Origin of the sequence: Paraburkholderia phymatum STM815, from assembly GCF_000020045.1 — a bacterium.
GTDB lineage: Bacteria > Pseudomonadota > Gammaproteobacteria > Burkholderiales > Burkholderiaceae > Paraburkholderia > Paraburkholderia phymatum.
Map to the genome: position 1 here is coordinate 1,830,759 of NC_010622.1, position 26,669 is coordinate 1,857,427.

At 64.1% G+C, this 26,669-nt stretch carries 23 protein-coding genes and 1 pseudogene; 12 read left to right on the forward strand and 12 right to left on the reverse strand.

Annotation, left to right across the window (positions count from 1 at the left end; genetic code table 11):
* Positions 1–40: 40 nt before the first annotated feature.
* Positions 41–946, forward strand: coding sequence for a LysR substrate-binding domain-containing protein (locus BPHY_RS08215; protein ID WP_012401004.1), 906 nt, complete (start codon positions 41–43; stop codon positions 944–946).
* Positions 947–1,078: 132 nt separating this feature from the next.
* On the opposite strand, the gene alaS is transcribed toward BPHY_RS08215, so the two are convergent.
* A complete protein-coding gene (gene alaS / locus BPHY_RS08220) occupies positions 1,079–3,703 on the reverse strand; it encodes an alanine--tRNA ligase (protein ID WP_012401005.1) in 2,625 nt (874 codons plus the stop codon).
* Positions 3,704–4,009: 306 nt separating this feature from the next.
* Here alaS and BPHY_RS08225 point away from each other — a divergent pair, with 306 nt between their 5' ends.
* Entirely contained in the window at positions 4,010–5,230 is a 1,221-nt protein-coding gene (locus BPHY_RS08225) for a CaiB/BaiF CoA transferase family protein (protein WP_012401006.1), read from the forward strand.
* 136 nt (positions 5,231–5,366) lie between these two features.
* On the opposite strand, the gene BPHY_RS08230 is transcribed toward BPHY_RS08225, so the two are convergent.
* Together BPHY_RS08230 and ggt are read right to left on the reverse strand one after the other, a co-directional pair.
* Entirely contained in the window at positions 5,367–5,918 is a 552-nt protein-coding gene (locus BPHY_RS08230) for an RBBP9/YdeN family alpha/beta hydrolase (RefSeq protein ID WP_012401007.1), read from the reverse strand.
* Between the two features lie 47 nt (positions 5,919–5,965).
* On the reverse strand, positions 5,966–7,792 hold the full coding sequence (gene ggt / locus BPHY_RS08235) for a gamma-glutamyltransferase (protein WP_041763452.1): 1,827 nt from the start codon (positions 7,790–7,792) through the stop codon (positions 5,966–5,968).
* A 346-nt stretch (positions 7,793–8,138) separates the two neighbouring features.
* Here ggt and BPHY_RS08240 point away from each other — a divergent pair.
* Positions 8,139–8,786, forward strand: a pseudogene (locus BPHY_RS08240) (metallophosphoesterase); the annotation flags it as partial.
* Between the two features lie 16 nt (positions 8,787–8,802).
* Positions 8,803–9,180, forward strand: coding sequence for a cupredoxin domain-containing protein (locus BPHY_RS08245; RefSeq protein ID WP_012401010.1), 378 nt, complete (start codon positions 8,803–8,805; stop codon positions 9,178–9,180).
* A 9-nt stretch (positions 9,181–9,189) separates the two neighbouring features.
* On the opposite strand, the gene BPHY_RS08250 is transcribed toward BPHY_RS08245, so the two are convergent.
* Complete coding sequence (locus BPHY_RS08250; protein ID WP_012401011.1) at positions 9,190–10,101, reverse strand: LysR family transcriptional regulator; 912 nt, start codon at positions 10,099–10,101, stop codon at positions 9,190–9,192.
* Positions 10,102–10,286: 185 nt separating this feature from the next.
* Between BPHY_RS08250 and gcl the strand changes: the two genes are divergently transcribed.
* The 3 genes from gcl to BPHY_RS08265 all read left to right on the forward strand — a co-directional run bounded on the left by gcl (position 10,287) and on the right by BPHY_RS08265 (position 13,951).
* Positions 10,287–12,062, forward strand: coding sequence for a glyoxylate carboligase (gene gcl, locus BPHY_RS08255; RefSeq protein ID WP_012401012.1), 1,776 nt, complete (start codon positions 10,287–10,289; stop codon positions 12,060–12,062).
* Between the two features lie 109 nt (positions 12,063–12,171).
* Positions 12,172–12,972 carry a 2-oxo-tetronate isomerase gene (gene otnI, locus BPHY_RS08260; RefSeq protein WP_012401013.1) on the forward strand — a complete coding sequence of 267 codons (801 nt, stop codon included), beginning with the start codon at positions 12,172–12,174 and terminating at the stop codon, positions 12,970–12,972.
* A 70-nt stretch (positions 12,973–13,042) separates the two neighbouring features.
* Positions 13,043–13,951 carry a 2-hydroxy-3-oxopropionate reductase gene (locus BPHY_RS08265; protein ID WP_012401014.1) on the forward strand — a complete coding sequence of 303 codons (909 nt, stop codon included), beginning with the start codon at positions 13,043–13,045 and terminating at the stop codon, positions 13,949–13,951.
* A gap of 246 nt (positions 13,952–14,197) precedes the next feature.
* Here the strand turns inward: BPHY_RS08265 and BPHY_RS08270 are convergent, their stop codons facing one another.
* The 7 genes from BPHY_RS08270 to BPHY_RS08300 all read right to left on the reverse strand — a co-directional run bounded on the left by BPHY_RS08270 (position 14,198) and on the right by BPHY_RS08300 (position 22,052).
* A complete protein-coding gene (locus BPHY_RS08270) occupies positions 14,198–15,460 on the reverse strand; it encodes a PQQ-dependent sugar dehydrogenase (protein ID WP_012401015.1) in 1,263 nt (420 codons plus the stop codon).
* 329 nt (positions 15,461–15,789) lie between these two features.
* The gene (locus tag BPHY_RS08275; RefSeq protein ID WP_012401016.1) at positions 15,790–16,857 is read right to left on the reverse strand and encodes a type II asparaginase; all 1,068 of its coding nucleotides are present in this window, start codon (positions 16,855–16,857) and stop codon (positions 15,790–15,792) included.
* A gap of 49 nt (positions 16,858–16,906) precedes the next feature.
* A complete protein-coding gene (locus BPHY_RS08280) occupies positions 16,907–17,833 on the reverse strand; it encodes a CysB family HTH-type transcriptional regulator (protein ID WP_012401017.1) in 927 nt (308 codons plus the stop codon).
* Between the two features lie 108 nt (positions 17,834–17,941).
* The gene (locus BPHY_RS08285; protein WP_012401018.1) at positions 17,942–19,000 is read right to left on the reverse strand and encodes a sulfate/molybdate ABC transporter ATP-binding protein; all 1,059 of its coding nucleotides are present in this window, start codon (positions 18,998–19,000) and stop codon (positions 17,942–17,944) included.
* Between the two features lie 15 nt (positions 19,001–19,015).
* Positions 19,016–20,020 carry a sulfate ABC transporter permease subunit CysW gene (gene cysW / locus BPHY_RS08290; RefSeq protein WP_012401019.1) on the reverse strand — a complete coding sequence of 335 codons (1,005 nt, stop codon included), beginning with the start codon at positions 20,018–20,020 and terminating at the stop codon, positions 19,016–19,018.
* Positions 20,017–20,913, reverse strand: a complete 897-nt coding sequence (cysT, locus tag BPHY_RS08295; RefSeq protein WP_012401020.1) for a sulfate ABC transporter permease subunit CysT — start codon at positions 20,911–20,913, stop codon at positions 20,017–20,019. The genes cysW and cysT overlap by 4 nt, the downstream gene beginning before the upstream one ends.
* A 95-nt stretch (positions 20,914–21,008) precedes the next feature.
* The gene (locus BPHY_RS08300) at positions 21,009–22,052 is read right to left on the reverse strand and encodes a sulfate ABC transporter substrate-binding protein (protein WP_012401021.1); all 1,044 of its coding nucleotides are present in this window, start codon (positions 22,050–22,052) and stop codon (positions 21,009–21,011) included.
* A gap of 300 nt (positions 22,053–22,352) precedes the next feature.
* On the opposite strand from BPHY_RS08300, the gene lexA reads away from it, so the two are divergent.
* From lexA to BPHY_RS08315, 3 genes are all read left to right on the forward strand, one after another.
* Positions 22,353–23,003: a transcriptional repressor LexA gene (gene lexA, locus BPHY_RS08305; RefSeq protein ID WP_012401022.1), complete on the forward strand. Its 651-nt coding sequence runs from the start codon at positions 22,353–22,355 to the stop codon at positions 23,001–23,003.
* A gap of 27 nt (positions 23,004–23,030) precedes the next feature.
* Positions 23,031–23,375 (forward strand): hypothetical protein, encoded by a 345-nt coding sequence (locus BPHY_RS08310; RefSeq protein ID WP_012401023.1) that lies wholly within the window; start codon positions 23,031–23,033, stop codon positions 23,373–23,375.
* A gap of 84 nt (positions 23,376–23,459) precedes the next feature.
* The gene (locus BPHY_RS08315) at positions 23,460–24,113 is read left to right on the forward strand and encodes a DUF2939 domain-containing protein (protein ID WP_012401024.1); all 654 of its coding nucleotides are present in this window, start codon (positions 23,460–23,462) and stop codon (positions 24,111–24,113) included.
* A gap of 27 nt (positions 24,114–24,140) precedes the next feature.
* Here BPHY_RS08315 and BPHY_RS08320 read toward each other — a convergent pair whose 3' ends face one another.
* Entirely contained in the window at positions 24,141–24,605 is a 465-nt protein-coding gene (locus BPHY_RS08320; protein ID WP_012401025.1) for a universal stress protein, read from the reverse strand.
* 261 nt (positions 24,606–24,866) lie between these two features.
* On the opposite strand from BPHY_RS08320, the gene nodI reads away from it, so the two are divergent.
* Entirely contained in the window at positions 24,867–25,781 is a 915-nt protein-coding gene (gene nodI, locus BPHY_RS08325) for a nodulation factor ABC transporter ATP-binding protein NodI (protein WP_012401026.1), read from the forward strand.
* Between the two features lie 43 nt (positions 25,782–25,824).
* Entirely contained in the window at positions 25,825–26,652 is an 828-nt protein-coding gene (locus tag BPHY_RS08330) for an ABC transporter permease (RefSeq protein WP_012401027.1), read from the forward strand.
* The last annotated feature ends 17 nt before the right edge of the window (positions 26,653–26,669 follow it).

The following is a 26,669-nucleotide window of genomic DNA, read 5'->3' on the forward strand; positions in this document are numbered from 1 at the left end:
AATGAATAATCTTGATGTATCGAATCTCATGGAGAGATTGATGGATCTTGCCGCCCTCACCATCTTTCGCGCGGTCGTGCGCGAAAACGGCGTGACGCGCGCCGCCGCGAAGCTCAATCGCGTGCAGTCGAATGTGACGACGCGTATCAGGCAACTCGAAGAGCAACTGGGCACCGAACTCTTCACCCGCGACGGCCGGCGGCTCGTGCTGACGCCCGCAGGCGAAACGTTGCTGCCCTACGCCGAACGGCTGCTCGCGCTCGCGGACGAGGCGCGGCATGCCGTCAAGGACGCGCAGCCAAGCGGCCGGCTGCGCCTCGGCACGATGGAAAGTGTCGCCGCGACCCGGCTGCCCGGACTGCTCGCGCACTATCACCAGACCTGGCCTGAAGTCGCGCTCGAACTGGAGGTGGGGACCACGGACAAGCTGATCGACCGCGTGCGCGAATTCGAAGTGGATGCCGCGATCGTTGCGAGGCCGCTCGACGCCGGCTGGATCGGCGATCTGTTCGAGGTCGAGGCCGTGTTCCGCGAAGAACTGGTGATGCTGACGCCGCGCGGTCATCCGCCTGTCCGCGAGCCGAGCGACATTACCCTGTCGACGCTGATCGCGTTCGAAACGGGCTGCGCGTATCGCGTGCATGTTGAGAAGTGGTATATGGATCGAGGCCTGCGGCCGGCACGCGTGCTGGAACTCGGCTCGTATCACGCGATCGTCGCGTGCGTGGCGGCGGGCGCGGGTGTGGCTGTCGCCCCACGTTCGGTGCTCGCGCTGCTGCCCGAATCGAACGACATCGCCGTGCATGCGCTCGACGATCTGGGCAGCATCGATACGCTGCTGATCTGGCGGCGCGGGCATTTTTCGTCAGCGTTGAATGCGTTGCGCGGGATGCTGGTTGCGAGCAGCAACCTGCGGGACAAGGCGGCGGAAGAAGCAGCCGTCTGAGCGGCCCGGGAGGGACGCCGTCAACTGATCGATATAAACAAAAAAAGCCGCAAGTCCTATCGACTCGCGGCCTTCTTTTATGCATAAGCGGATGCTACGCAACCTGTGCGGGGCAGGTACCCCGCATTGCGCTTACAGTTGCGCTTCCACCCAGCCCTTCACCCCTGCCAGCGCAGCCGGCAGATTGGCCGGCTCCGTGCCGCCAGCCTGCGCCATGTCGGGACGGCCACCGCCCTTGCCGCCGACCTGCTGAGCAACGAAGTTCACCAGTTCGCCCGCCTTGACCTTCTTGCTCGTGTCGGCCGTGACGCCCGCGATCAGGCTGACCTTGCCGCCTTCGACGGATGCCAGCACGATGGCCGCGCTCTTGAGCTTGTCCTTGAGCTTGTCGACCGTTTCGCGCAGCGTCTTCACGTCCGCGCCTTCGAGCGTGGCCGCCAGCACCTGCACGCCGGACACGTCGATAGCCTGGCTGGCCAGTTCATCTCCCTGGCTCGAGGCGAGCTTCGACTTCAGCGCGCCCAGTTCTTTTTCGAGCGCCTTCACCTGGTCCTGAACCATCGAAATACGCTGCGTCAGTTCGGACGGCTGCGCCTTGAGTGCAGCCGCGGCAGCATGGATGCGCGCGTCCAGTTCCTGCACGAAACGCACCGCGTTGTCGCCCGTGATGGCCTCCACGCGACGGATACCCGCCGCGACGCCACCTTCCATCACGATCTTGAAGAGGCCGATGTCGCCCGTGCGGTTCACGTGTGTGCCGCCGCACAGCTCGCGCGAGAAGCCCAGATCGAGCACGCGCACCTCGTCCCCGTACTTTTCGCCGAACAGCGCCATCGCGCCGCCCTTCACCGCTTCGTCGTACGCCATCACGCGCACGATGCCGGGCGCGTTCGCCAGCACTTCCGCGTTGACGATTTCTTCGACGCGGCGAATCTGCTCGTCCGTCATCGGCGCGTTGTGCGCGAAGTCGAACCGCGTCTTGTCTGCGTCGACGAGCGAACCCTTCTGCTGCACATGGCCGCCGAGCACTTCGCGCAGCGCCTTGTGCATCAGGTGGGTGGCCGAGTGGTTACGCGCCGTGCGCGCGCGGCGGACGGCGTCGATTTCCGCCTTGACGACGTCGCCGACCTTCAGCGTGCCCTGCTCCAGCGTGCCGTGATGGCCCACGACATCGGCCTGCACCTTCAGCGTGTCGACGACGCCAAAGCGGATGCTGGCGTTCGCGAGCACGCCCTGGTCGCCGACCTGGCCACCCGACTCCGCATAGAACGGCGTGTGATCGAGCACGACGACGGCCTGCTGGCCCTTCGTCACTTCATTGACAGATGCGCCGTCGACATACAGCGCCGTCACTCTGGCGTCGTCGAACACGATCTCTTCATAGCCGTGGAACGTGGTCTTCGCGCCCGTGTAGTCGAGGCCCTGCGCCATCTTGAACTTGCCGGCCGCGCGCGCCTGCTCCCGCTGCCGGGCCATAGCTTCATCGAACGCCGGCTCGTCGACCGTAACGCCGCGCTCGCGGCACACGTCGGCCGTCAGATCGAGCGGGAAGCCGTAGGTGTCGTGCAACTTGAACGCGACTTCGCCGTCGAGCGTCTTGCCGCCTTTCGAATCCAGATCGGCCAGCGCGCCTTCGAGGATCGACATGCCGTGCTCGATGGTCTCGAAGAAGCGCTCTTCTTCCTGACGCAGAACGTGCGTCACGCGCTGTTCGGCGTCCTTCAGTTCGGGATACGCGCCGCCCATCTGCGCGACCAGGTCGGCAACCAGCTTGTGGAAGAACGAACCCTTGCGGCCCAGCTTGTAGCCGTGACGGATCGCGCGGCGCACGATACGGCGCAGCACGTAGCCGCGGCCTTCGTTGCCGGGAATCACGCCGTCGACGATCAGGAACGAGCACGCGCGAATGTGATCGGCGACCACCTTCAGCGAATTGTTCGACAGATCGTCGATATTCGTTTCTCGTGCTGCCGCCTTGATGAGCGCCTGGAACAGGTCGATCTCATAGTTGCTGTGCACGTGCTGCAGCACGGCTGCAATACGCTCGAGACCCATGCCCGTGTCCACACACTGCTTGGGCAGCGGCGTCATGTTGCCCTGCGCGTCGCGGTTGAACTGCATGAACACGAGGTTCCAGATTTCGATGTAGCGGTCGCCGTCTTCTTCCGGCGATCCAGGCGGGCCGCCCCACACGTCCGGACCGTGGTCATAGAAGATTTCCGAGCACGGACCGCACGGGCCGGTGTCCGCCATCTGCCAGAAGTTGTCCGATGCGTAGCGCGCGCCCTTGTTGTCGCCGATGCGGATGATGCGCTCGGCGGGCACGCCGACTTCCTTCGCCCAGATGTCGTAGGCTTCGTCGTCTTCCTGGTAGACGGTGACCCAGAGCTTTTCCTTCGGCAGCTGGTAGACGCCCGTCAACAGTTCCCACGCGTAGTGGATCGCGTCGCGCTTGAAATAGTCGCCGAACGAGAAGTTGCCGAGCATTTCGAAGAACGTGTGGTGACGCGCGGTGTAGCCGACGTTTTCCAGGTCGTTGTGCTTGCCGCCCGCGCGCACGCTGCGCTGCGCCGTCGTGGCCCGCGAGTACGGGCGCGACTCGGCGCCGAGAAACACATCTTTGAACTGCACCATGCCCGAATTGGTGAAGAGCAGCGTCGGATCGTTGCCGGGCACGAGGCTCGACGAACGGACGATCGTATGGCCCTTCGATTCGAAGAACTTGAGGAATTTCTCGCGGATTTCGGCGGCTTTCATAGCGTGCTTTGGGGACGGTCCTGGCTTGAGCCGACGGCTGCGGAAGGGTTACCGGCCGTCGCAATGGATTGTTTCCTGAACGGTCGATTATACGGGATCGGCGCTTGCGCGCGGCGGCGCAGGCGGCTCTGGCCATCCGGCCAGGCCGCCGTCCCGGGCTATGCGTCGAGTCGCCGCTGTCATTCGTCCTACATCCTCAGGCCGGATAGGCCGACGGCAGCCGATCGCTTAAGATGCATCACATCGATCGACTCGGGCAGCGCCTGTGCGGCGCGTGCCCCATCACACTGGAGACATAGACAAAATATGGGCGCACTCAGTCATATCCGCGTACTGGATCTCACCCGCGTGCTCGCCGGCCCGTGGTGCGCGCAAACGCTCGCCGATTTCGGCGCCGACGTGATCAAGGTCGAGCGGCCGGGCGCCGGTGACGACACGCGCCACTGGGGGCCGCCGTACCTGAAGACGCCGGACGGCGCGGACACGCGCGAGGCCGCCTACTATCTCGCGGCAAACCGCAACAAGCGCTCGGTGACCGTCGACATCGCAACGCCCGAGGGGCAGCAGATCGTGCGCGAGCTGGCCGCGCAAAGCGACGTCGTGCTGGAAAACTACAAGGTCGGCCAGTTGAAGAAGTACGGGCTCGACTACGATTCGCTGAAGGCCGTGAAGCCCGACATCGTCTACTGCTCGGTGACGGGCTTCGGGCAAACGGGACCGTACGCGCAGCGCGCGGGCTACGACTTCATCATCCAGGGCATGGGCGGCTTCATGAGCATCACGGGCGAGCGCGACGACCTGCCCGGCGGCGGTCCGCAAAAAGCGGGGGTCGCGATCGCCGACCTGATGACGGGCATGTACTCGTCGGTAGCCGTGCTGACGGCGCTTGCGCACCGCGACCGGACGGGCGAAGGCCAGTACATAGACATGGCGCTCCTCGACGTGCAGGTCGCGATGCTCGCCAACATGAATTCGAATTTCCTTGCGAGCGGCAAGCCGCCCGTGCGCTGGGGCAATGCGCACGCGAACATCGTCCCCTATCAGACGTTCCAGACCAGCGACAGCTGGATCATCGTCGCCGTCGGCAATGACGGGCAGTTCCGTAAGTTCGTCGAAGCGGGAAACCGGGCAGATCTCGCCGACGACGACCGTTTCGCCACCAACCCTGCACGCGTGCGCAATCGCGAGATGCTCGTCCCGATCCTCGCGGAGATGGTCCGCACGCGCAGCAAGCACGAATGGATCGATGCGCTCGAAGCCGCGGGCGTACCGTGTGGCCCGATCAACGATCTCGAAGAGGTGTTCGAGAACGAGCAGGTGGTCGCGCGCGGCATGCAGGTGCAGTTGCCGCATCCGTCGGGCGGCACGGTCAAGCTGGTGCGCAATCCCATTCGGATGAGCGCGACCCCGCCCGAAGCGCAGGCGCATCCACCCACGCTCGGCGAACACACGGAAGCGGTGTTGCGCGACGTGCTCGGTTATGGCGACGAGCAGATCGACGCGCTGCGGGGCCGGTCGGTGATCTGACGGGTAGCGCGCACGGGCGTGCCCCGGCGAGCGCAGGCCGCGGCCCGCCTCGAGACGTCGGCCCGGCCGGCTGGGTAAGTCAGATCACCCGGGACGCGAGCGCGTCAGTCGCTCGTGTCGCGCACGGGCGTTTCGCTCACGCCATCGAAGCCAGCCACCGCTGCCCTTCGTCCCAGTCGCCGAGGCCGCTGTCGGCGTTGATATGGCCTCGCGGGCCGATGCTCTGCCAGCGGCTGCCCCAAGCCGCCGCGCAGGCCTGCGAGAACGGCACACCGCCGTACGGGTCGTCGGTGCTTGCGACGACGATCGACGCAAACGGCAGCTTCAGCATCGGCACCTCATCGAATCCGGCGGCATCCGCGGGAAACCCGGCGCTGGCGGGATCGGGCACGGCGACCAGCAATGCGCCCGCCACCTTGGCGAGCAGTTCTCTCGAAGTACGGCGCGCCGCCCAGAATGCGACCGTCAGGCAGCCAAGGCTGTGCGCGGCAAGCAGAACGGGCGCTTTGGCGGCGGCCACCGTCGCATCGAGCGTGTCGCACCATTCTTCGCAGACGGGATGATTCCAGTCGCGCATCGGCGCGCGAGAGAAATCGGAATACAGTGCCTCCCAGCGGGTCTGCCAGTGTCCGTCGCCCGAGTTCATATAACCCGGCAACACGATCACGCTCTGCTGCTCCAGTGCCATTCGATTCCCCGTTTATGCGTTCATGGAAAGCGGCTGCGCCGCCAGCCCTATTGAATCACACGGCCCACGCCCACGCCGCGCGGATCGGCAGCCGGTTGCGGCGCCGTGCCGTCGATGCGGATCATCTGCACGTCGCCGTTGAACAACTGACCCTCCAGCGTGTAGCCGCGCGCCTTCAGCTGGTCGGCCAGTTCGCCGTCGATCGGGCGATAGGGCTCCCAGTAGATCGTTTTCTGCGGCAGCAACTGATGGTGAAAGCGCATCGCGGAGAGTGCATCGGCGGGCGGCATGTTGAAGTCGTACAGATTCGTCATCACCTGGAAGATCGATGTGAAGATGCGCGAGCCGCCCGGCGTGCCGATCACGAGCGAGACCTTGCCGTCCTTCAGCAGGATGGTCGGCGTCATCGACGACAACGGCCGGCGGCCCGGCGCGATCGTATTCACGTCGCCGCTCGTCACGCCGAACTGGTTCTGGACACCCGCCTTCGCCTCGAAGTCGTCCATCTCGTCGTTGAGCACGAACCCTCCCCCGTCCACCACCACGCCCGAACCGAACGGCCCGTTCAGTGTGTAGGTGTTCGACACGGCATTGCCCCATTTGTCGACCACGGAGAAATGCGTCGTCTGTGCCTTTTCCGGCATCGAGTCGCCGAGACCCGGCTTCACGGGCGCAGCGCCCGGCACTTCATCCGGCGTGATGCCTTCTGCGCGCTTTGCGAGGTACGCGTCGTCGATCAGCTTGTCGACGGGCACGCGGTACGAATCGGGGTCGCCTAAATATTGCTGGCGATCGGCGAACACGCGGTCCTCCATCTGCGCGATCAGATGGATGTAGGGCTCCGAATTGAGCGCCACGCCATCGAACTGCGGCTTCAGGTCCGCCTTCATCTTCAGCAACTGGATCAGCCCGACGCCGCCCGAACTCGGCGGCGGCGCGGTCACGATCTGGTAACCGTTCCAGCTCGCCGTCACGGGCTCACGCCACACAGCCTTGTACTGCAACAGATCTGTCTTCGTGATCAGCCCGTGGCCGTACATTTGCTGCGCGATCAGGTCGGCCGTCTGGCCTTCGTAGAACTCGCGGCCGCCGTCGGACGCGATCCGCGTCAGCGTTTGCGCGAGCTCGGGCTGACGGAACATCGCTCCCGCCTTCAGGTTCGAGAAATACGCATCGAAATTGGTCTTGCCACCGAAGTTCTTCGACGCGAATTCACGGCGCTGCTGCAGCCATGGCTGGACCGTGAAGCCGTCCGTCGCGTACTTGATCGCGGGCGCAAGCACCTGCTTCCATTTGAGCTTGCCGAAGCGCTTCTGGGCCTCCCACATGCCCTCGACCGTGCCTGGCACGGCCACCGCGCGATGCCCGACGAGGCTCATGCCCTTGATCACGTTGCCCTTGTCGTCGAGGTACATGTCGCGTGTTGCGCTCTGCGGCGCCTTTTCCCGGTAGTCGAGGAAGTACGGCTTGCCGTCCATATAGACCGTCATGAACCCGCCGCCGCCGATGTTGCCTGCATCCGGGTACGTGACGGCGAGCGTGAATGAAACCGCGACGGCGGCATCGACGGCATTGCCGCCCGCGGCGAAGATCTGCTGCGCGGCATCGGCGGCGTACCGGTCGGGCACGGCGACCGCGGATGCGTCGAGCATCGGCTTCGGTTGAGGCGTTTTCGCATTGGCTGCGGGCGACGCGACGAAGCTCGCGAGCAGCATGCCCGTGAGCGCCAGCGTCGCGGCAACACGCGCCCATCCGCGAGCGGCGGGCAAGCGATGGTGGGCGGAACGTGAACGGACATGGGCGCCCGCATGCGTTTCGACATGCATATCGGCACCAGAAAGCGCGCGCGGCGCGCGCAATGTCGGAAGGAACATCCGAGGAACTCCGGGATCGATGGACGGGCCCGCCCCTGCGCAGCACGAGAGACGACAGGCGTGCGGCAAGACCAGGCCGCGTGAAGCGGCGGGACGGGCGTCGCCCGCCCGCGATCACGACAGAATAACGGAAATGCAGCGTCTGCCGAAAAACGCCGCCAGGGCATCGCAACAGTCGCGACTTCGCCGGGCGAGCCGGTGCGTGCGGTTTCGCGGCAAATAACGACGGCAAACCCAAGCAGAGACAAACGCCGCGATTGCGCGCACAGTCGCAGGAAGGCGCAGCGCGACGCATGCTAAGCGGGTGCGTCGCGCATGGCCAACGCAATTTACGTCCTGTTACAGCTTCACGGGTGATCTCACGCATACGACCGACGACACCGCGCTGCGTCACGAACGCATGCGGCAGTTCCAGCAGATCGTCGCGCAACTGAGGGTAAAGCCGCTGTACCTGATGCCGGGCGAGCACGACGCGAGCCTCGACGCGGGCGCCGCCTATAAGGAGCACTTTGGCCAAACCCATTACACGTTCGATCACAAGGGTGTGCACTTCATCACGCTCGACAACGTGTCGGATCCGGCGGGCCGTGTCGGCGCCGAACAGATCGCATGGCTCGCCGGCGACATCGACCGTCAGCCGCAGGACGCGCGCATCGTCGTGTTCACGCACCGGCCGCTGTTCGATCTCGCGCCGCAGTGGGACTGGGCGACGCGCGACGGCGCGCAGGTCATCGACGTGCTGAGCCGGCGCAAGAACGTGACCGTGTTCTACGGGCACATCCATCAGGAGCATCACATGGTGACGGGCAACATCGCGCATCACGCGGCGCGCTCGCTGATGTTCCCATTGCCGGCCGCCATGTCGCAGGACAAGAAGCTGCCCGTGCCGTGGGATGCGTCGGCGCCGTATCGCGGGCTGGGATGGCGGCAGGTGGAAGTCGCGCGGCCGTCGGGCGCGCTCGCGCTCAATGAAATGCCCATCAAGACGTCATAACGAGGGGACCACCATCATGCAAGCATCTGCAATCGACAGAAAACGGCGGCGGCTCTTCACGCTCGCCGCGCTGGGCGCAGTATTGACCGTGGCGGGCCGCTTCGACGCGCGCGCCGCCGAGCCGCGCGTGATCAAGGTTCACGCGCGCAAGTTCACGTTCACGCCGAATCAGATCAAGCTCGCGCCCAACGAGAACGTCGTGTTCGAACTGACCGCGCAGGACACGATCATGGGGTTCGCGATCCCGCAATACAACGTGCGCGCCGACGTGCCGCCCGGGGCCGTCGTGCGGCTGCCGGCGCAGGCGGGTGCAGCGGGCACCGTCGATTTTCTGTGCGACATCTTCTGCGGGTCGGGGCACGAGACGATGAACGGGACGATCGTCGTGGGCTGATTCAACCGCTCATGACGCATTCGCCCAATAATCCTTTCGCGCATAGACCTCTTTCAGATAATCGATGAAATAGCGCACTTTCGCGGGCACATAGCGCTGCTGCGGATACACGGCGAGGATGTCGTAGTCGGGCAGCGCGTATTCGTCGAGGACCGTTTCGAGCTCGCCGCGCACGAGCTGCTGATCGATTTCCCAGGTCGAGCGCCAGCCGAGCCCGAGCCCCTCCGACACCCACCGGTGCAGCAGTTCGCCGTCGTTGCAATCGAGCGTGCCGCTTACGCGCACCGTCGTCAGCTTGCCGTTGCGGCGGAAATACCAGCCGCGGTTCTGCCCGCCTTGCAGGTTGAACGCGAAGCAGTTGTGATTTGGCAGGTCTTCGAGCGTCTTCGGCTTGCCGTGCTTGCGGAAATATTCGGGGGTGCCGCACACCACGCGCCGGTTGGTCGCGAGCTTCACCGCGACGAAGTTCGGATCGACAGCGCCGCCGATCCGGATCGACAGGTCGTAGCCCTCGCGCACCAGATCGACCACGCGGTCGGTCAAATTGAACGACACCTGCAGTTCCGGCTTGTCCTTCAGGAACTCCGGCGCGAGCGGCGCGACGTGCTTGCGCCCGAATGCGGCGGGCGCCGACACGATCAGATGTCCGCTCACCGAGCGCCGTCCCGCCATCAATTCGTTTTCCGCCTGATCCCATTCACTGAGCAGCCCGCGGCAGCGTTCGAGAAACGCCGCGCCTTCTTCGCTCACGACGAGGCGCCGCGTCGAGCGGTACATCAGCTTGACGCCGAGACGCTTTTCGAGTGCGTCGATCCGGCGCCCGAGGATCACGGGCGACACGCCCTCTTCGAGCGCCGCCGCCGCAAGGCTGCCCGCGTCGGCGACGCGCACGAACGTTTCGATCTGCTTGAAGCGGTCCATCCTTGTCTCCTCGGCCTGTAGCGGCTTGCCGTCGCTGCCGGCGGCGGCGTGCAAAGCCGCGCGGCGCGCGTATTCCATACTTTTTGTTTTGAAATAAGCGACCGTGGATCATCTTATCAAACCTTAGATGCAGTCTTAAAGTCTGTCCAACACCCATCCGCTTTACAGACTTCCAGGAGACATTCATGGCCAAGATGAGAGCCGTCGACGCAGCGGTGCTCGTGCTCGAAAAAGAAGGCATCGACACGGCTTTCGGCGTTCCCGGCGCCGCCATCAACCCGTTCTACTCGGCCATGCGCAAGGCGGGCAACATCAGCCACGTGCTCGCACGCCATGTCGAAGGGGCGTCGCACATGGCCGAAGGCTACACGCGTGCTGCGCCGGGCAATATTGGGGTGTGCATTGGCACGTCGGGCCCTGCGGGCACCGACATGATCACGGGCCTCTACTCCGCTTCCGCCGATTCGATCCCGATTCTTGCGATCACGGGCCAGGCGCCGCGCGCGCGCCTGTACAAGGAAGACTTCCAGGCTGTCGATATCGAATCGATCGCGAAGCCCGTCACGAAGTGGGCCGTCACGGTTCGCGAGCCGGCCCTCGTGCCGCGCGTGTTCCAGCAGGCCTTCCATCTGATGCGCTCGGGCCGCCCTGGCCCCGTGCTGGTCGACCTGCCCATCGACGTGCAACTCGCCGAAATCGAATTCGACATCGACACCTACGAACCGCTGCCCGTCTACAAGCCGAAAGCGACGCGCAAGCAGATCGAAGCGGCGCTCACGCTGCTCAACGATTCGGCGAAGCCGTTGATCGTCTCCGGCGGCGGCGTGCTCAACGCTGCCGCTGAAGACCTGCTCGTGCGGTTTGCCGAAACGATCGGCGTGCCCGTGATCCCGACGCTGATGTCGTGGGGCGCGATTCCCGACGATCACCCGCTGATGGCGGGCATGGTCGGCCTGCAGACGTCACATCGTTACGGCAACGCGACGATGCTCGCGTCCGACTTCGTGCTCGGCATCGGTAATCGCTGGGCGAACCGGCACACGGGCAGCGTCGAGGTCTATACGAAGGGCCGCAAGTTCGTGCACGTCGATATCGAACCGACACAGATCGGCCGTGTGTTCGGTCCGGATCTCGGCATCGTGTCCGACGCGAAGGCCGCGATCGAACTGTTCATTGAAGTTGCGCAGGAATGGAAGGCGGCTGGCAAGCTGAAGGACCGCAGCGCATGGGTCGAGGAATGCCAGGCTCGCAAGCGCACGCTGCAGCGCAAGACGCACTTCGAAAACGTGCCGATCAAGCCGCAGCGCGTGTACGAAGAAATGAACAAGGTGTTCGGCCGCGATACATGCTACGTGAGCACGATCGGCCTGTCGCAGATCGCTGCCGCGCAGTTCCTGCACGTGTTCAAGGCGCGCAACTGGATCAACTGCGGCCAGGCAGGCCCGCTCGGCTGGACGATTCCGGCCGCGCTCGGCGTGCGTGCTGCCGATCCGCAGCGCCCCATCGTCGCGCTGTCGGGCGACTACGACTTCCAGTTCATGATCGAAGAACTGGCCGTGGGCGCACAGTTCAAGCTGCCGTACGTGCATGTCGTCGTGAACAACTCGTATCTGGGCCTGATCCGCCAGGCACAGCGCGCGTTCGACATGGACTACTGCGTGCAGCTCGCGTTCGACAACATCAACGCACCGGAAGTCGAAGGTTATGGCGTCGATCACGTGGCAGTGGCGGAAGGGCTCGGCTGCAAGGCGATCCGCGTGTTCAAGCCGGAAGACATCCAGCCCGCACTGCAAAAGGCGCAGTCGATGCTCTCCGAGTTCAACGTGCCCGTGATCGTCGAAGTGATCCTCGAGCGTGTGACGAACATTTCGATGGGCACCGAGATCGACGCGATCAACGAGTTCGAAGAGCTCGCCATCACGCGCGCCGATGCACCGAGCGCAGTCACGCTGCTCGACTGATCTCCGCCGTATCCGCTTCACCGGGATGGGTGCGCTTCGCACGAAGCGCATTCGTCCGCGTCACGCTGTTCACGCCGTTCAATTTGACCGACCAGAGAGAAAAAGCAACATGCCGAAATTTGCCGCGAATCTCACGATGCTGTTCAACGAAGTCCCGTTCCTCGACCGCTTTGCTGCCGCTGCCGATGCGGGCTTCGATGCCGTCGAATTTCTGTTCCCCTACCCGTATCAGATCGCCGACCTGTCGGAGCGCCTCGAGCAGAACAAGCTGAAGCTGGTGCTGCACAACCTGCCCGCCGGCAACTGGGAAGCGGGCGAGCGCGGTATCGCGTCGCTGCCGGATCGCGTGAGCGAGTTCCAGGAAGGCGTCGGCCGCGCGATCGAATACGCAAAGGCACTGAAGGTGCCGCAATTGAACTGCCTTGTCGGCATTCCAAAGAACGTCGAGGCCGACAAGGCTCGCGCGACGATCGTCGACAACCTGCGCTTCGCCGCTGCCGCGCTGAAGAAAGAAGGCATCCGGCTGCTGGTCGAACCGTGCAACTCGTACGACATTCCGGGCTTCGCGCTGAACCGTTCGTCGGAAGGACTGGACGTGATTCAGGCCGTCGGATCCGACAACCTGTTCCTGCAATACGACATCTATCACATGCAACGGATGGAAGGCGAACTCGCTGCGACGATCAAGAAGCACTTCGCGCAGATCGCGCACATCCAGCTCGCCGACAACCCGGGCCGCAACGAACCGGGCACGGGCGAAATCAACTATCCGTTCCTGTTCGATCTGCTCGATTCGCTCGGCTACCAGGGCTACGTCGGCTGCGAGTACAAGCCGCGCACGACGACGTCCGAAGGCCTCGGCTGGCTGGAAAGCATCGCGGGTGTGAAGCGCGCGCATGCATCGGCCTGACGCGGCCCGCTGAACCCGGCGGCATCGCACACGAGCACATTTCGAACCTCATTCACTGGAGACTTACCCAATGGCAAAGATCGGTTTCATCGGCCTCGGCATCATGGGCGCGCACATGGCGCGCAACCTCATCAAGGGCGGCCACGCGCTGGTCGTGAATGGCGCGTATCCCGTGCCGGAAGATCTCGCCCGGACGACGACGGTCGTTGCCGATTCGACGGCTGTCGCGCAGGCCGCCGACATCGTCGTGATCATGGTTCCCGACACGCCCGACGTCGCGAACGTGCTGTTCGCCGATGACGGCGTCGCGAAGGGCCTGACGAAGGGCAAGCTCGTGATCGACATGAGCTCGATCTCGCCGCTCGACACGCAGGCGTTCGCAAAGAAAATCAACGAACTGGGCTGCGACTATCTCGACGCGCCAGTTTCCGGCGGTGAGATCGGCGCACGGGATGCGACGCTGACAATCATGGTCGGCGGCCCGCAGAAGTCGTTCGATCTCGCCAAGCCGTTGTTCGAGCTGATGGGGAAGAACATTTCGCTGATCGGCGAGAACGGTGCGGGCCAGACGTGCAAGGTCGCGAACCAGATCATCGTCGCGCTGAACATCGAGGCTGTCGCCGAAGCGCTGCTCTTCGCGGCACGCTCGGGTGCCGATCCGGAGCGCGTACGCAAGGCATTGATGGGTGGCTTCGCATCGTCGCGCATTCTCGAAGTGCATGGCGAGCGCATGACGAAGCGCACGTTCAACCCGGGCTTCCGAATCGAGTTGCACCAGAAGGATCTGAACCTCGCACTTGACGGCGCACGCAAGCTCGGCATCGCACTGCCCCATACGGCGAGCGCGCAGCAGTTGTTCAGCGTGTGCGCGGCGAACGGCGGCAAGGCGTGGGATCACTCGGCGATGGTGCGCGCGCTTGAAATCATGGCGAATTTCGAAGTGGCGCAGGCGCCGGCGGCCGATCAGAAGGCTGCTTGACGAAACGAACGCCGCCGTGACGGGTTCACGGCGGCGCGCAGGTGGGGCGCCTGGTCCGGCGCGCGGCACGCATCGGATCGGGCAAATCATGTCGCTCTGGGCTGAGAGCGACAAGTGGGGTCCGCAGCGGCACCCGGCGATGCCGGGGAAGCCTTGGTCGGTCAGACGTCATCGTCGGGTGTCCTGCTGTCGGATTTGGGTTGGTTTGGTTTCTCGTCTGCGACGCCAGTCGCAAATTTCATCGCTTCATTTCGCGTAAGAAATCCGATACACAGCACCAGCATAATCGTCGGATACCAACAACGACCCATCCTGCAGTTGCTGAACGTCGACGGGTCGTCCCGTGTACTCTCCTGTCGGCGTGAGCCACCCTTCAGCAAACACCTCTGTCTCACCGACAGAGCCATCATCCTTGACCGCTGTGAACATGACGCGGGCGCCGATCGGCTTCGTGCGATTCCACGAGCCATGCTCGGCATCGAAAATACCGCCCCGGTACTTCTGCGGAAACATCGTCCCCGTATAGAACGACATACCGAGATCGGCCGCATGCGCCGCGTACTCGACGGCCGGAAACACGACGCCCGCCGGCGGCGTTTCGTTCCTGTACTCCTGCGTGCGCACCTTGCCGCCGCCATACCACGGGAAGCCGTAGTTCGCACCCGCTCTGGTTGCGTGATTCAGTTCGCCCGGGGGGATGTCGTCGCCCATGCCGTCCACCTGGTTGTCGGTGAACCACAGCGTCTTGTCCTTTGGATTGAAATCGAGGCCCACCGAATTGCGCACGCCGTGCGAAAACACTTCGCGGTTCTTCCCGTTCCGATCGAGGCGTATGATGCCCGCCAGACCGTTGCGGTCGAGTTCAGCGAGCTTGTATTTGGGCGGCACGTTCCAGGGCTGACCCAGCGCGATATACAACTTCTGGTCGGGGCCGACGCGGCAATAGTGCGCGCCATGACTGAGGCTCTCGAACTGCGTCGGAATCAGCTTGCCCTGCGGCACCACAACGTTCGCGGCCACGTCCCGGCCGCCCTCGCCGAGGTACTGCGCGGCAGGAAAAGCCAGCACGCGATTCTGTTCGACGACATACAGCACGCCGTCCGGTGAAAAGCACACGGCATTGGGCACCTTGAACGCGACGGAACTCGCGAATTGCACGACCTCGTCAGCGACCCGCCGCCTGGTTCGGTCCGTCACCCGCCACACGCGATCCCCGCGCGTGCCCACGAACACCACCCCAGTAGACGGCGCCACCGCCATCGCACGCGCCTCCGGCACGACGGCGTAGAGTTCGATCCTGAAGCCCGGCGGCAGCTTGATCGCCCTCAGGTTCTCGCGCAGCGCATCCGCACGCGCGCCCGTCTGAGGCACCGTCTGGGCCGGTTTGCTGTTGCGCGTCGTCTTCAAGCTCGACAACGTCTGCACATTGTCCTGCGCGGCCTGTGCCGCGGAAAACATCGCGAGCGCCGCGCTGACGGCAAGCGGCACGCGCTTCAAGAATGCGTTCATCGGATGTTTCCTGGCGTTCTGATGCGGTTCGTTGGTCCTGCAACAACGGCGAAAACATGAACGTGAAGGCTGCGGCGAACGCTTGACCGGCCGTGCAGAACAACGGAAACCTCATGCAATGCGATCTGGAGTTTGCCTGACCCGATGCAAAGCGCACGGCTCCAGTCGTCTGGCTGATGACTGTTATAGACGATGTTGAAACAAACGACAGGACGAATGCCTGCACTGCGCGACGCGCGATACAGGCATCCGGGTCTTCAGGGAGACAGGAACAATCGATATATCCGGCGGGACTGGTCGCGGGCGCGCCGCCTTTCGAGCGGAAAGAACTAGTACGTATCGAAGACCTGCTGCAATGCTACCGGCGTCGCCTGTCCCGATGCGAGCGCAAGCATCAGCAACACACGCGCCTTGTACGGATTGAGCGCACCCGCCGTGATGAAGCCGAGCGCATCGTCAGAGGCCGCGCCGTTGCGCATTACATGCCCTGAGCCGACACGCGATGAGCGCACGATCGCCACACCCTTCGCCGCTGCTTCCGCGAGCGCGGTCTGGACCGTCGCGTGGATGGAACCGTTGCCCGTCCCGGCGACGACGATGCCCTTCACGCCGGCAGCCACGAGCGCATCGACGGCGACACGCGACGCACCCGCATAGCTGCCGACGATCTCCACCAGGGGCCATGCCGACGCAACGGAACCGATCGCAAACGGTGACGCATTCGTATGCGGCCGCACAACGCCGCGCTGAAATTCGACGCGGCCATCCTGCACCCAACCGAGCGCACCGATTTCCGGCGAATGAAAGGCATCGACGGCATAGGTGCTCGTCTTCACGACATCGCGGGCGCTATGAATCCGGTTGTTGAACGCGACCAGCACGCCCTGCCCTCTGGCTTCGTCCTTGCCCGCGACGGTCACCGCGTTGAGCAGATTCAGCGGACCGTCCGCGGAAAGCGCCGACGATGGCCGCATCGCAGCTGTCAGCACGACGGGCTTGTCGCTCTTCACGGTCAGATGCAGCAGATAGGCGGTTTCTTCGAGCGTGTCGGTGCCGTGCGTGATGACGATGCCGTCGATCTCGTCGCGATCCAGCAACGTATTGACGCGTTGCGCGAGCGTGACCCATAGCGCGAGGGCCATGTCCTTGCTGTCGACGCTCGCGACCTGTTCGGCCTGAACGTTCGCCACCGATGCCAGCGACGGCACGGCGGCCAGCAGTTGCCCGACGCCGACGACGCCTGCCTGATAGCCGGATGTATTGGTCGCGTCGGGCGCCGCGCCCGCGATCGTGCCGCCCGTAGCGAGCACGGCAATGCGCGGGAGCGCCCGCGATGCAGAGGTAAGAGTGGAAGTATTCATGGCGGCGATTGTAAGCGAAGCACACGTCGCCGCCATCGATAAAAACGCGAGCCTGTCGCGCGGCACGCGTTGACTCGATGCGCAGTCAGGCTGCTTCGCGCAGCTGGCTCGCGATATCCGCTTCGTGGAGTTGCGGTGCGAACATTTCGATGAGACGGTACGCATACGCGCGCAGAAACGCGCCCTTGCGCAAGCCGACACGCGTCGTGCTCGCTTCGAACAGATGCTGCGTATCCAGTGCGACGAGTTCCGTGTCGCGCTTCGGATCGAATGCCATCGCCGCGACGATGCCGATGCCCATGCCGAGTTCGACGTAGGTCTTGATCACATCGGCATCGATGGCCGTCAGCACGACGTCGGGCAGCGCACCCGCCTTCGCGAACGCCGAGTCGATATGCGAGCGGCCCGTGAAGTCCTGGTCGTATGTGACGATCGGGTACTCGGCGATCTCTTCGAGCGACAGGTTCACGCGGCCCACGAGCGGATGCCCCTTCGGCACGACCACAACGTGATGCCACGAATAGCAAGGGAACGTCACGATGTCGGGATAGCGGTCGAGCGCTTCCGTCGAAATACCGATGTCCGCCTCGCCGTTGATGATCATCTGCGCGATCTGCTGCGGGTTGCCCTGGCGCAGCGCGAGATGCACCTTCGGATAGACCTCGGTGAACTGGCGCACCACCTTCGGCAACGCATAGCGCGCCTGCGTGTGCGTCGTCGCGACGACGAGGTGGCCGTTGTCCTGGTCCGCATACTGGCGCGCGACGCGGCGCAGGTTCTCGGCGTCGAGCAGCATGCGCTCGATCAACTGATGCACGGCCTTGCCCGGCTCAGTGAGCCCCGTCAGGCGCTTGCCGCGTCGAATGAAAATATCGACGCCCAGCTCGTCCTCGAGATCCTTGATCTGCTTCGACACACCCGACTGCGACGTGTACAGCACGTTCGCGACTTCCGTCAGGTTCATGTTCTGCCGCACGGCTTCGCGCACGAAGCGCAACTGCTGAAAATTCATATCGATGTCTCCGGTTCGTCCGAAGTCAGTTTATTGTTCAATGCCTGGTTCGAAATGCGCACGGTGTGCGGCTCAATGTGCCGCTCATTGTGCCGCTCATTGTGCCGCTCAATGTGCCGGAAACACGCGCAATGCACGCGGCACGGCCGTCACGCCGTCGCCGACGTTCAACTGCAGTTCCCGCCATGCTTCGCGATCCAGTTCCGCTTCGAGCACGTGCCCTTCGTGTCCTTCGAGCTCGACGCGCACCGACCCGCCGAGCGGCACCACGCGCCGCACGCCGACGACGATTCCGTCGCGATGCCCGGACGCCTGCGGATACAGCACGAGATCGTGCGGACGCACGTAGGCGAACGCCCGGCCCCGGAAGTTCGCTTCGATCGTGATCGGTTGCGCCGCGCCATCGACGACGAAGCCGTTGCTGTCGACACTGCCGTGCAGGCGGTTCGCCGCGCCGAGAAACTCGTAGACGAACGAGGTCTGCGGATGGTCGTACACGTCCTGCGGACTGCCCACCTGTTCGACATGCCCGTGATTCAGCACGACGATGCGGTCCGCGACTTCGAGCGCCTCTTCCTGGTCATGCGTGACGAAGATCGTCGAGATATGCAGATCGTCGTGCAGACGCCGCAGCCAGCTGCGCAGCTCCTTGCGCACCTTCGCGTCGAGCGCGCCGAACGGCTCGTCGAGCAGCAGCACCTTCGGCTCGACGGCGAGCGCACGCGCCAGCGCGATGCGCTGACGCTGACCGCCCGACAGCTCCGACGGGTAGCGTTGCGCGAGCCAGTCGAGCTGCACGAGCTTGAGCAGTTCATGCACCTTCTCGCGGATCAGGGCTTCGGACGGACGCTCCTTGCGCGGCTTCACGCGCAGACCGAACGCGACGTTCTCGAACACGGTCATGTGACGGAACAGTGCGTAGTGCTGGAACACGAAGCCGACATTGCGCTCGCGCGCACCCACTTCCGCGACGTCCTGGCCCTGCAGCACGACTTGGCCGGCATCGGCATATTCGAGGCCCGCGATCACGCGCAGCAACGTGGTCTTGCCACAACCGGACGGCCCGAGCAACGCGACCAGCTCGCCCGGTGGAAAATCGAGCGAGACGTTGTCGAGGGCGGTGAAGTCGCCAAAGCGTTTTTGCAGATTGCGTACGGTAATGCCCATCTTTGACAACTCTCCTTACTGAACCGGTTGTGCCGCGTGCTGGGTCGCACCCTCAGGCGAATGTGCGGCCGGCTGTGCAGCGGAATGTGCAGCGGAATGTGAACCGGGACCGGCATGCGCAGGCACATCGTTCGCACTCGCCAGTTCCGCCGACATGTGGCGCTCGGCCAGCAGCTTCAGGCCGAGCGTGACGAGTGCCAGCAACGCGAGCACCGACGCCACGGCGAAGGCCGCCGAAAAGTTATATTCGTTGTAGAGAATCTCGACGTGCAGGGGCATCGTGTCCGTCTGCCCGCGAATGTGGCCCGACACCACCGACACCGCGCCGAACTCGCCCATCGCACGCGCGTTGCAGAGAATCACGCCATACAGCAGACCCCACTTGACGTTCGGCAGCGTGACGCGCCGGAAGATCTGCCAGCCCGATGCGCCGAGCACGTGCGCGGCTTCTTCCTCGTCATTGCCTTGCGCCTGCATCAGCGGAATCAGTTCTCGGGCAACGAACGGGAACGTGACGAAGATGGTCGCGAGCACGATACCCGGCACCGCGAAGATGATCTGCACGTTGTGATCGGCAAGCCACGGCCCGAACCAGCCCTGCGCGCCGAACATCAGCACGTAGATCAGGCCGGAGATCACGGGCGACACCGAAAACGGCAAGTCGATCAGCGTCGTCAGCAAGGCCTTGCCGCGAAACTCGAACTTCGCGATACACCACGACGCCGCGAGTCCGAACACGAGATTGAGCGGCACGGCGATCGCGGCCGTCAGCAGCGTGAGCTTGATCGCGGACACCGCATCGGGATCGGCAAGCGACTCGAAGTAGAACGCAATGCCCTTGCTCAACGCCTGATAGAACACGGCGACGAGCGGCAGCACCAGAAACAGCGCGAGGAACAGCAACGCGATGATCGTCAGGACCCAGCGGACAGCACGCGGCTCGGTGACGGGATCGGGACGGCGCGCGGCATTCGCGTTATTCGGCGCCGGACGCGACAGCACAGCGGAATCCTGGCTCACTGCACACCTCCCGTTGCGGCGACGGCTGTCGAAGGCGCAACAGTGGGCGCGGTGCGCCCGCGGCTCGTGCGCCGCTGCAGATACCACTGCAGCGTGTTGATCAACAGCAGCATCACGAACGACACCACCAGCATCACCACGGCGAGCGCCGTTGCGCCCGCATAGTCGTATTGCTCGAGCTTCGTGATGATGAGCAGCGACGTGATCTCGGACTTCATCGGCACATTGCCGGCGATGAAGATCACCGAGCCATATTCACCCAGCGCGCGCGCGAACGCCAGCGCGAAGCCCGTCAGCAGCGCGGGAAACACGGCAGGCAGAACGACGCGGCGGAATGTCAGCCAGCGCGACGCGCCGAGGCACGCGGCCGCCTCTTCCTGCTCGCGCTCGAACTCCTCGAGCACGGGCTGCACCGTCCGCACGACGAACGGCAAGCCGATAAAGGTCAGCGCGACCAGCACGCCCGCCGGAGTGAAGGCGATCTTGATGCCGAGCGGTTCGAGAAACTGGCCGATCCAGCCGTTGCCTGAATAGATCGCCGCGAGCGAAATGCCCGCCACGGAAGTCGGCAGCGCGAACGGCAGATCGACGACGGCATCGACGATCCGCTTGAACGGGAAGCGATAGCGCACCAGCACCCACGCGACCAGAAAGCCGAACACCGCATTGATCAACGCGCCGCCGAGTGCCGCGAAGAACGTCAGCCGGTACGACGCCAGCACACGCGGCGACGTGACGGCGCGCACGAACTGGCTCCAGTCGAGGGTCGCCGTCTTGAGGAAAGTGGCTGCGAGCGGAATCAGCACCACGAGGCTCAGATACGCCACGGTGATGCCGAGCGTCACGCCGAAACCGGGTATCGCGCTCGGCTTGCGAAAGGTCAACGTCGTCATGCGAAAGGCTCTTTCAGGTTAGGCATGTGCCATAGGCACATTGCCGAAAGCGCGCCCGAGGGCGCGCCTTGCTCAAACTTCGCCGCGGTTCGACGTCACTGCGGCTGGTAAATCGAATCGAACACGCCGCCGTCGGCAAAGTGCGTCTTCTGCGCATTCGCCCAGCCGCCGAACGCGTCGTCGACCGTGTACAACTTCAGCTTCGGAAACTTCCCGGTCAGCGCGACGGGCACCTTGTTCGAGCGCGGCCGGTAGAAGTTCTTCGCCGCGATCTCCTGGCCCTCCTCGCTGTAGAGGAAGTTCAGGTACGCTTCGGCGAGCTTGCGCGTGCCGTGCTTGTCCACCACTTTGTCGACCACGGCGACGGGCGGCTCGGCCAGAATGCTCGCCGACGGCACCACGATCTCGAACTTGTCCGGGCCGAACTCCTTGATCGACAGAAACGCTTCGTTTTCCCATGCGATCAGCACGTCGCCGATCCCGCGCTGCACGAAGCTCGTCGTCGCGCCGCGCGCCCCGGAGTCGAGCACGCCTGCGTTCTTGTACAGCTTCGAAACGAACTCCTTCGCCTTCTGGTCGTTGCCGCCCGGCAGATGCGCTGCATACGCCCACGCCGCCAGATAGTTCCAGCGCGCGCCGCCCGAGGTCTTCGGATTCGGCGTGACGATCGACACGCCCGGCTTCACCAGATCGTCCCAATCCTTGATGTGCTTCGGGTTGCCCTTGCGCACCAGAAACACGATCGTCGACGTGTACGGTGACGCGTTGTCGGGCAAACGCTTTTGCCAGTTCCGCTCGATCAAGCCCTTGTTCGAGAGCGCATCGACGTCATAAGCCAGCGCGAGCGTCACGACATCCGCCTGCAGGCCGTCGATCACGGAGCGCGCCTGCGCACCCGAGCCGCCGTGCGACTGCTTGAAGGTCACCGCCTCGCCCGTCTTCGCCTTCCACGCCTTGCCGAACGCCTGATTGACGTCCTGATACAGCTCGCGGGTCGGATCGTAGGAGACGTTCAGCAGCGTGGTATCGGCGCGCGCTTGCGCGACCATCCCGAGTGCCGACGCGACGCCCAGTGCGAGCACCGCGACCAGCCGCCTGGCTTTCCCTGCTCGTGCGAACCCCGTATTCCGAATACCCATCGACCTTCTCCGTCTTGTTGGTGTGACTGCGTGTTTTCCGCTAATTACCGCGATTCGCTGCTGGGCAAGCGAGAAGCGGCTCTGCTGCTGTGTGTGCGTCGTTGCTGCATCAGTGAGAGCCAGTCTATCCAACGGCTTACATCATTAAAAATAATGTTTCTTCATTTTTTAATACGCAATAGTGGTAAAGAACCGATTTCCGTCCTCGCGCACCGCACAGCCAAGAACTTAAAGTAAAGCTTGAAATGCGCCGGATACTGTATAAAAATACAGGCACCTGTCTATCCATACAGTGGCGCCATGACCAAACTTACCGCACGTCAGCAACAGGTTTTCGATCTGATCCGCCGCGCCATCGAGCGCACGGGCTTCCCGCCCACGCGGGCCGAGATCGCGGCCGAACTCGGCTTCAGTTCGGCCAACTCGGCGGAAGAGCATCTGCGGGCGCTGGCGCGCAAAGGTGTCATCGAACTGGCAGCGGGCGCGTCGCGCGGCATCCGGCTCATCGCCGGTCAGGACGACTTGCCGCATCAGTTCACGCTGCCGCACGCGAGCATCATGCAGTTGTCGCTGCCGCTCGTCGGCCGTGTGGCCGCGGGCAGTCCGATCCTCGCGCAAGAACATATCTCGCAAACGTATATGTGCGACCCGTCGCTGTTCTCGAGCAAGCCCGACTACCTGTTGAAGGTGCGCGGCCTGTCGATGCGCGACGCGGGCATCTTCGACGGCGACCTGCTCGCCGTGCAGAAAAAGAGCGAAGCGAAAGACGGCCAGATCATCGTTGCGCGTCTGGGCGACGACGTGACCGTGAAGCGTCTGAAGCGGCGGCCTGATGGGCTCGAGCTGATCGCCGAGAACCCCGATTACGAGAATATTTTTGTTCAGGCCGGCAGTGCGGAGTTCGCGCTCGAAGGCATCGCGGTCGGTCTGATCCGGCCGTCGGAATTCTAATTAGCTGAACACTGTCTGGAGAGACTCATGGAACGCTTTGCCCGCTTGCTGCCCTTTCGCCAGTTCGGTCGTCTGCGCCATCTGCGCAACCTCGTCCCGTGCGGTTCGCTGACGGCGCTTGCGTCGAACGTCGCGGATCGTACGGCATCGCTGTTCGACGACGAGCCGCAACCGTTGCCGTCCGCGCAGCCGGCGTTCGCGCGCGTATCGCTGAACTCTGCGCTGAACGCGGAGCCCGCGCGGCGCGCGCCCGTGCGCGTCTATCACGGCCCCTCGCGCCTCATCATGGTCGGCACCGTCGGCGCGGTGTGCAACATGATCGATCGCGCAATTGCCGAGCAAGGCGACCGGTTGGCAAAGCAAGCGGCGTAACGCCTGCTTGCAATCTTCGCGGGATCGTTTCGGCGCCGATCGGGTCCACATCAGATCGAGACTGAAAACGGAGTGTCCCGCACAATGGCAGGCCTGATTCGTATGAGAGGCGCGGTTGGCCGGTCGGTATTGATCGCGCTGGTCGCGATCGTCGTCGTAGCCGCGCTGGGCTATGCATACGCGTCGCCGTACGTAGCGCTCGACCGGCTCAAACGCGCCGCGGATTCGCGCGACGTCGAAACGGTCAATGAATACGTCGACTATCCCGCGCTGCGCGGCAGTCTCAAGCAGCAGGTCACTGGGCTGCTGACGCGCCGGCTCGACGTACAGCACAACGGCAATCCACTTGCCGCGATCGGCGCGATGATCGGTGTCGCGTTGATTGGCCCGCTCGTCGATGCCTATGCGACACCCGATGGCGTCGCCGCGCTGCTCAACGGCATGCCGCCGCGCGGCGAGCCGGGCGAGCGCCCGTCTCCGCCGCCCGCCTCGCCGGCCGGCAACGCGACGGGCACGTCCGCCGGGAATGTAAAGCCCGCGCCTGTGCCCGGCTCAGGCGCGGCGAACGCCAACGGCACGACGCCGCCACAGCCGCCCCAAACGACGGCTGGCTACCGCGGCATCAATGAGTTCGTCGTGAGCTATCAGCACGGCGTCGGCGACACGCGCTATTCGGCGATCTTCCGTCGCGACGGACTGTTTATGTGGAAGCTGTCAGCCGTCGATCTGAACGGCTGACGCACGCGTGGACGCAACGCCGGTGCATCACGCTGCCGCTTGCTCCTCTTCGGCAGCCGATGAACATGCGACCAGAATGCTGCATGACACACGGTCCAGCAACGGCGTGTTGCCCGCCCCCATCCACCAGCGTGACAAGCCCGTGCGGCAGCGATGCCCGACCACGACGAGATCGACGTGCAGCTCGCTCGCCAGCGACGCGATCTCGTCGATCGGGTGACCGAACGCGAAATGCCCCGTCGCCTTCACGCCGCGCTCAGTGAGCCAGTCGACGCCTTCCTGCAGGATCTCGCGCGCGGTCTTCTCGAAGCTGCCGCAAGCAACGTCCGTCAGTAGGCCCGCGCTTTGCGCGATGCTCGATCGCATGTCGACGACCGATAACAAATGCGTTTCCGCGCCCAGATCCATCGCCAGATTCGCACCGCAACGCAATGCCTTGCGGCCTTCGCGCGAGCCGTCGTAGCACAGCAGAATCTTGTTGTAGCTCGCCATGTCCTTACCCTCCCCGCGACCATCGCGGTCTTACTTGCATCATGGTGCGCCGCAATTCCACATGCAAGGGCTGGAAAACGCTAAGTGCGGTGGACCGAGCAGTCGGGCATGACGCGCCGCAAGATCGTGCACGCTATGCGCCGGCCTGCGCCTTGTGCGCACCGAACGGGACAGGGCCGATGCCCTAAAATAGGCAGCCGCCGCACGCATTGCCGCATCCGGTGCATGGCCACGCACACATTCAGGGAGCGTCCGTCTCGTATGTCTGAAGCTGCTATCGAATTCCATCAGGTCGAAAAGCACTATGGCGAGAAAATCGTCGTCGACGGCCTGTCGTTTCATGTGCGCGCAGGCGAATGCTTTGGGCTGCTCGGTCCCAACGGCGCAGGCAAGACGACCACACTGCGCATGCTGCTGGGCATCGCAGCGCCCGATGCGGGCAGCATCCGCCTGTGCGGCGAACCGATTCCGGGCCGCTCGCGTTTCGCGCGGGCGCGCGTCGGTGTCGTGCCGCAGTTCGACAATCTCGATCCCGACTTCACGGTCCGCGAAAACCTGCTCGTGTTCGGCCGCTACTTCGGTCTGTCCGCCGCGCAATGCCGGGCGATGGTGCCGACGCTGCTCGAATTCGCTCGGCTCGAGAGCAAGGCCGAGGCGCGCGTCGGCGAGCTGTCGGGCGGCATGAAGCGACGCCTCACGCTCGCCCGCGCACTCATCAACGATCCGGACGTGCTCATCATGGACGAGCCGACCACGGGCCTTGATCCGCAAGCGCGTCATCTGATCTGGGAACGGCTGCGCTCGCTGCTCGCACGCGGCAAGACGATCCTGCTGACCACGCACTTCATGGAAGAAGCAGAGCGTCTGTGTCACCGGCTGTGTGTGATCGAGGAAGGTCGCAAGATTGCGGAAGGCGCGCCGAACGAACTGATCGCGTCGGAAATCGGCTGCGACGTGATCGAAGTGTATGGCCCGGACCCGGCGACGCTGCGCGACGAACTGGCGCCGCTCTCCGTACGCACCGAGATCAGCGGCGAGACGCTCTTCTGCTATGTCGACGATCCACAGCCCATTCATGCGCTGCTCAAGCAGCGCGCGGGGCTGCGTTATCTGCACCGCCCGGCCAATCTCGAAGACGTCTTTCTGCGGCTGACCGGCCGCGAAATGCAGGACTGAGGCGACCCACGCACAAAATCCGCCACACAACCGACCACGCAAAATGGACGCACGCACCTACGATTCCCCCGACCATCACGCGTCGATGCGCGAGCGCTTCGCCGCGCTGCCCGCGAACGCCGTCAACTGGATGGCCGTCTGGCGGCGCAACTATCTGGTGTGGCGCAAGCTCGCGCTCGCATCGATGTTCGGCAATCTCGCCGATCCGATGATCTATCTGTTCGGGCTGGGCTTCGGCCTGGGGCTGATGGTCGGGCATGTCGACGGCGTGTCGTACATCTCGTTCCTCGCGGCGGGCACGGTGGCCTCGAGCGTGATGATGTCGGCGAGCTTCGAGTCGATGTATTCCGGCTTTTCGCGGATGCACGTCCAGCGCACGTGGGAGGCGATCATGCACACGCCGCTCACGCTCGGCGACATCGTGCTGGGGGAAGTCGTGTGGGCGGGCAGCAAGGCCGTGCTGTCGGGCGTCGCGATCATGCTGGTGGCGGGCGCGCTCGGCTATGCGAGCTTTCCGTCGATGCTGATCGCACTGCCCGTCATCGTGCTGGCGGGTCTCGCGTTCGCCAGCACCGCGATGATCGTGACGGCGCTCGCGCCCTCGTACGATTTCTTCATGTTCTACCAGACGCTGGTGCTCACACCGATGCTGCTACTCTCGGGCGTCTTCTTCCCGCTGTCACAATTGCCGCGCGCCGCGCAGATCGCGGCGCAACTGCTGCCGCTCGTGCATGCCGTCGATCTGATCCGGCCGGCCATGCTCGACCGTCCGATCGACGACGCCGCGCTGCATGTGGCCGTGCTTGCCACCTATGTGGTGGTGCCGTTCTGCGTGTCGGCGGTGCTGCTTCGCCGGCGCATGATGCGCTAAGGGCGCCGCAGCGCAGT

Bases quoted from the DNA above. Each gene is read 5' to 3' on its own strand.
- BPHY_RS08215 (WP_012401004.1), top strand. From the start codon at position 41: ATGGATCTTGCCGCCCTCACCATCTTTCGCGCGGTCGTGCGCGAAAAC.
- alaS (WP_012401005.1), bottom strand. From the start codon at position 3,703: ATGAAAGCCGCCGAAATCCGCGAGAAATTCCTCAAGTTCTTCGAATCG.
- BPHY_RS08225 (WP_012401006.1), top strand. From the start codon at position 4,010: ATGGGCGCACTCAGTCATATCCGCGTACTGGATCTCACCCGCGTGCTC.
- BPHY_RS08230 (WP_012401007.1), bottom strand. From the start codon at position 5,918: ATGGCACTGGAGCAGCAGAGCGTGATCGTGTTGCCGGGTTATATGAAC.
- ggt (WP_041763452.1), bottom strand. From the start codon at position 7,792: ATGTTCCTTCCGACATTGCGCGCGCCGCGCGCGCTTTCTGGTGCCGAT.
- BPHY_RS08245 (WP_012401010.1), top strand. From the start codon at position 8,803: ATGCAAGCATCTGCAATCGACAGAAAACGGCGGCGGCTCTTCACGCTC.
- BPHY_RS08250 (WP_012401011.1), bottom strand. From the start codon at position 10,101: ATGGACCGCTTCAAGCAGATCGAAACGTTCGTGCGCGTCGCCGACGCG.
- gcl (WP_012401012.1), top strand. From the start codon at position 10,287: ATGGCCAAGATGAGAGCCGTCGACGCAGCGGTGCTCGTGCTCGAAAAA.
- otnI (WP_012401013.1), top strand. From the start codon at position 12,172: ATGCCGAAATTTGCCGCGAATCTCACGATGCTGTTCAACGAAGTCCCG.
- BPHY_RS08265 (WP_012401014.1), top strand. From the start codon at position 13,043: ATGGCAAAGATCGGTTTCATCGGCCTCGGCATCATGGGCGCGCACATG.
- BPHY_RS08270 (WP_012401015.1), bottom strand. From the start codon at position 15,460: ATGAACGCATTCTTGAAGCGCGTGCCGCTTGCCGTCAGCGCGGCGCTC.
- BPHY_RS08275 (WP_012401016.1), bottom strand. From the start codon at position 16,857: ATGGCGGCGACGTGTGCTTCGCTTACAATCGCCGCCATGAATACTTCC.
- BPHY_RS08280 (WP_012401017.1), bottom strand. From the start codon at position 17,833: ATGAATTTTCAGCAGTTGCGCTTCGTGCGCGAAGCCGTGCGGCAGAAC.
- BPHY_RS08285 (WP_012401018.1), bottom strand. From the start codon at position 19,000: ATGGGCATTACCGTACGCAATCTGCAAAAACGCTTTGGCGACTTCACC.
- cysT (WP_012401020.1), bottom strand. From the start codon at position 20,913: ATGACGACGTTGACCTTTCGCAAGCCGAGCGCGATACCCGGTTTCGGC.
- BPHY_RS08300 (WP_012401021.1), bottom strand. From the start codon at position 22,052: ATGGGTATTCGGAATACGGGGTTCGCACGAGCAGGGAAAGCCAGGCGG.
- lexA (WP_012401022.1), top strand. From the start codon at position 22,353: ATGACCAAACTTACCGCACGTCAGCAACAGGTTTTCGATCTGATCCGC.
- BPHY_RS08310 (WP_012401023.1), top strand. From the start codon at position 23,031: ATGGAACGCTTTGCCCGCTTGCTGCCCTTTCGCCAGTTCGGTCGTCTG.
- BPHY_RS08315 (WP_012401024.1), top strand. From the start codon at position 23,460: ATGGCAGGCCTGATTCGTATGAGAGGCGCGGTTGGCCGGTCGGTATTG.
- BPHY_RS08320 (WP_012401025.1), bottom strand. From the start codon at position 24,605: ATGGCGAGCTACAACAAGATTCTGCTGTGCTACGACGGCTCGCGCGAA.
- nodI (WP_012401026.1), top strand. From the start codon at position 24,867: ATGTCTGAAGCTGCTATCGAATTCCATCAGGTCGAAAAGCACTATGGC.
- BPHY_RS08330 (WP_012401027.1), top strand. From the start codon at position 25,825: ATGGACGCACGCACCTACGATTCCCCCGACCATCACGCGTCGATGCGC.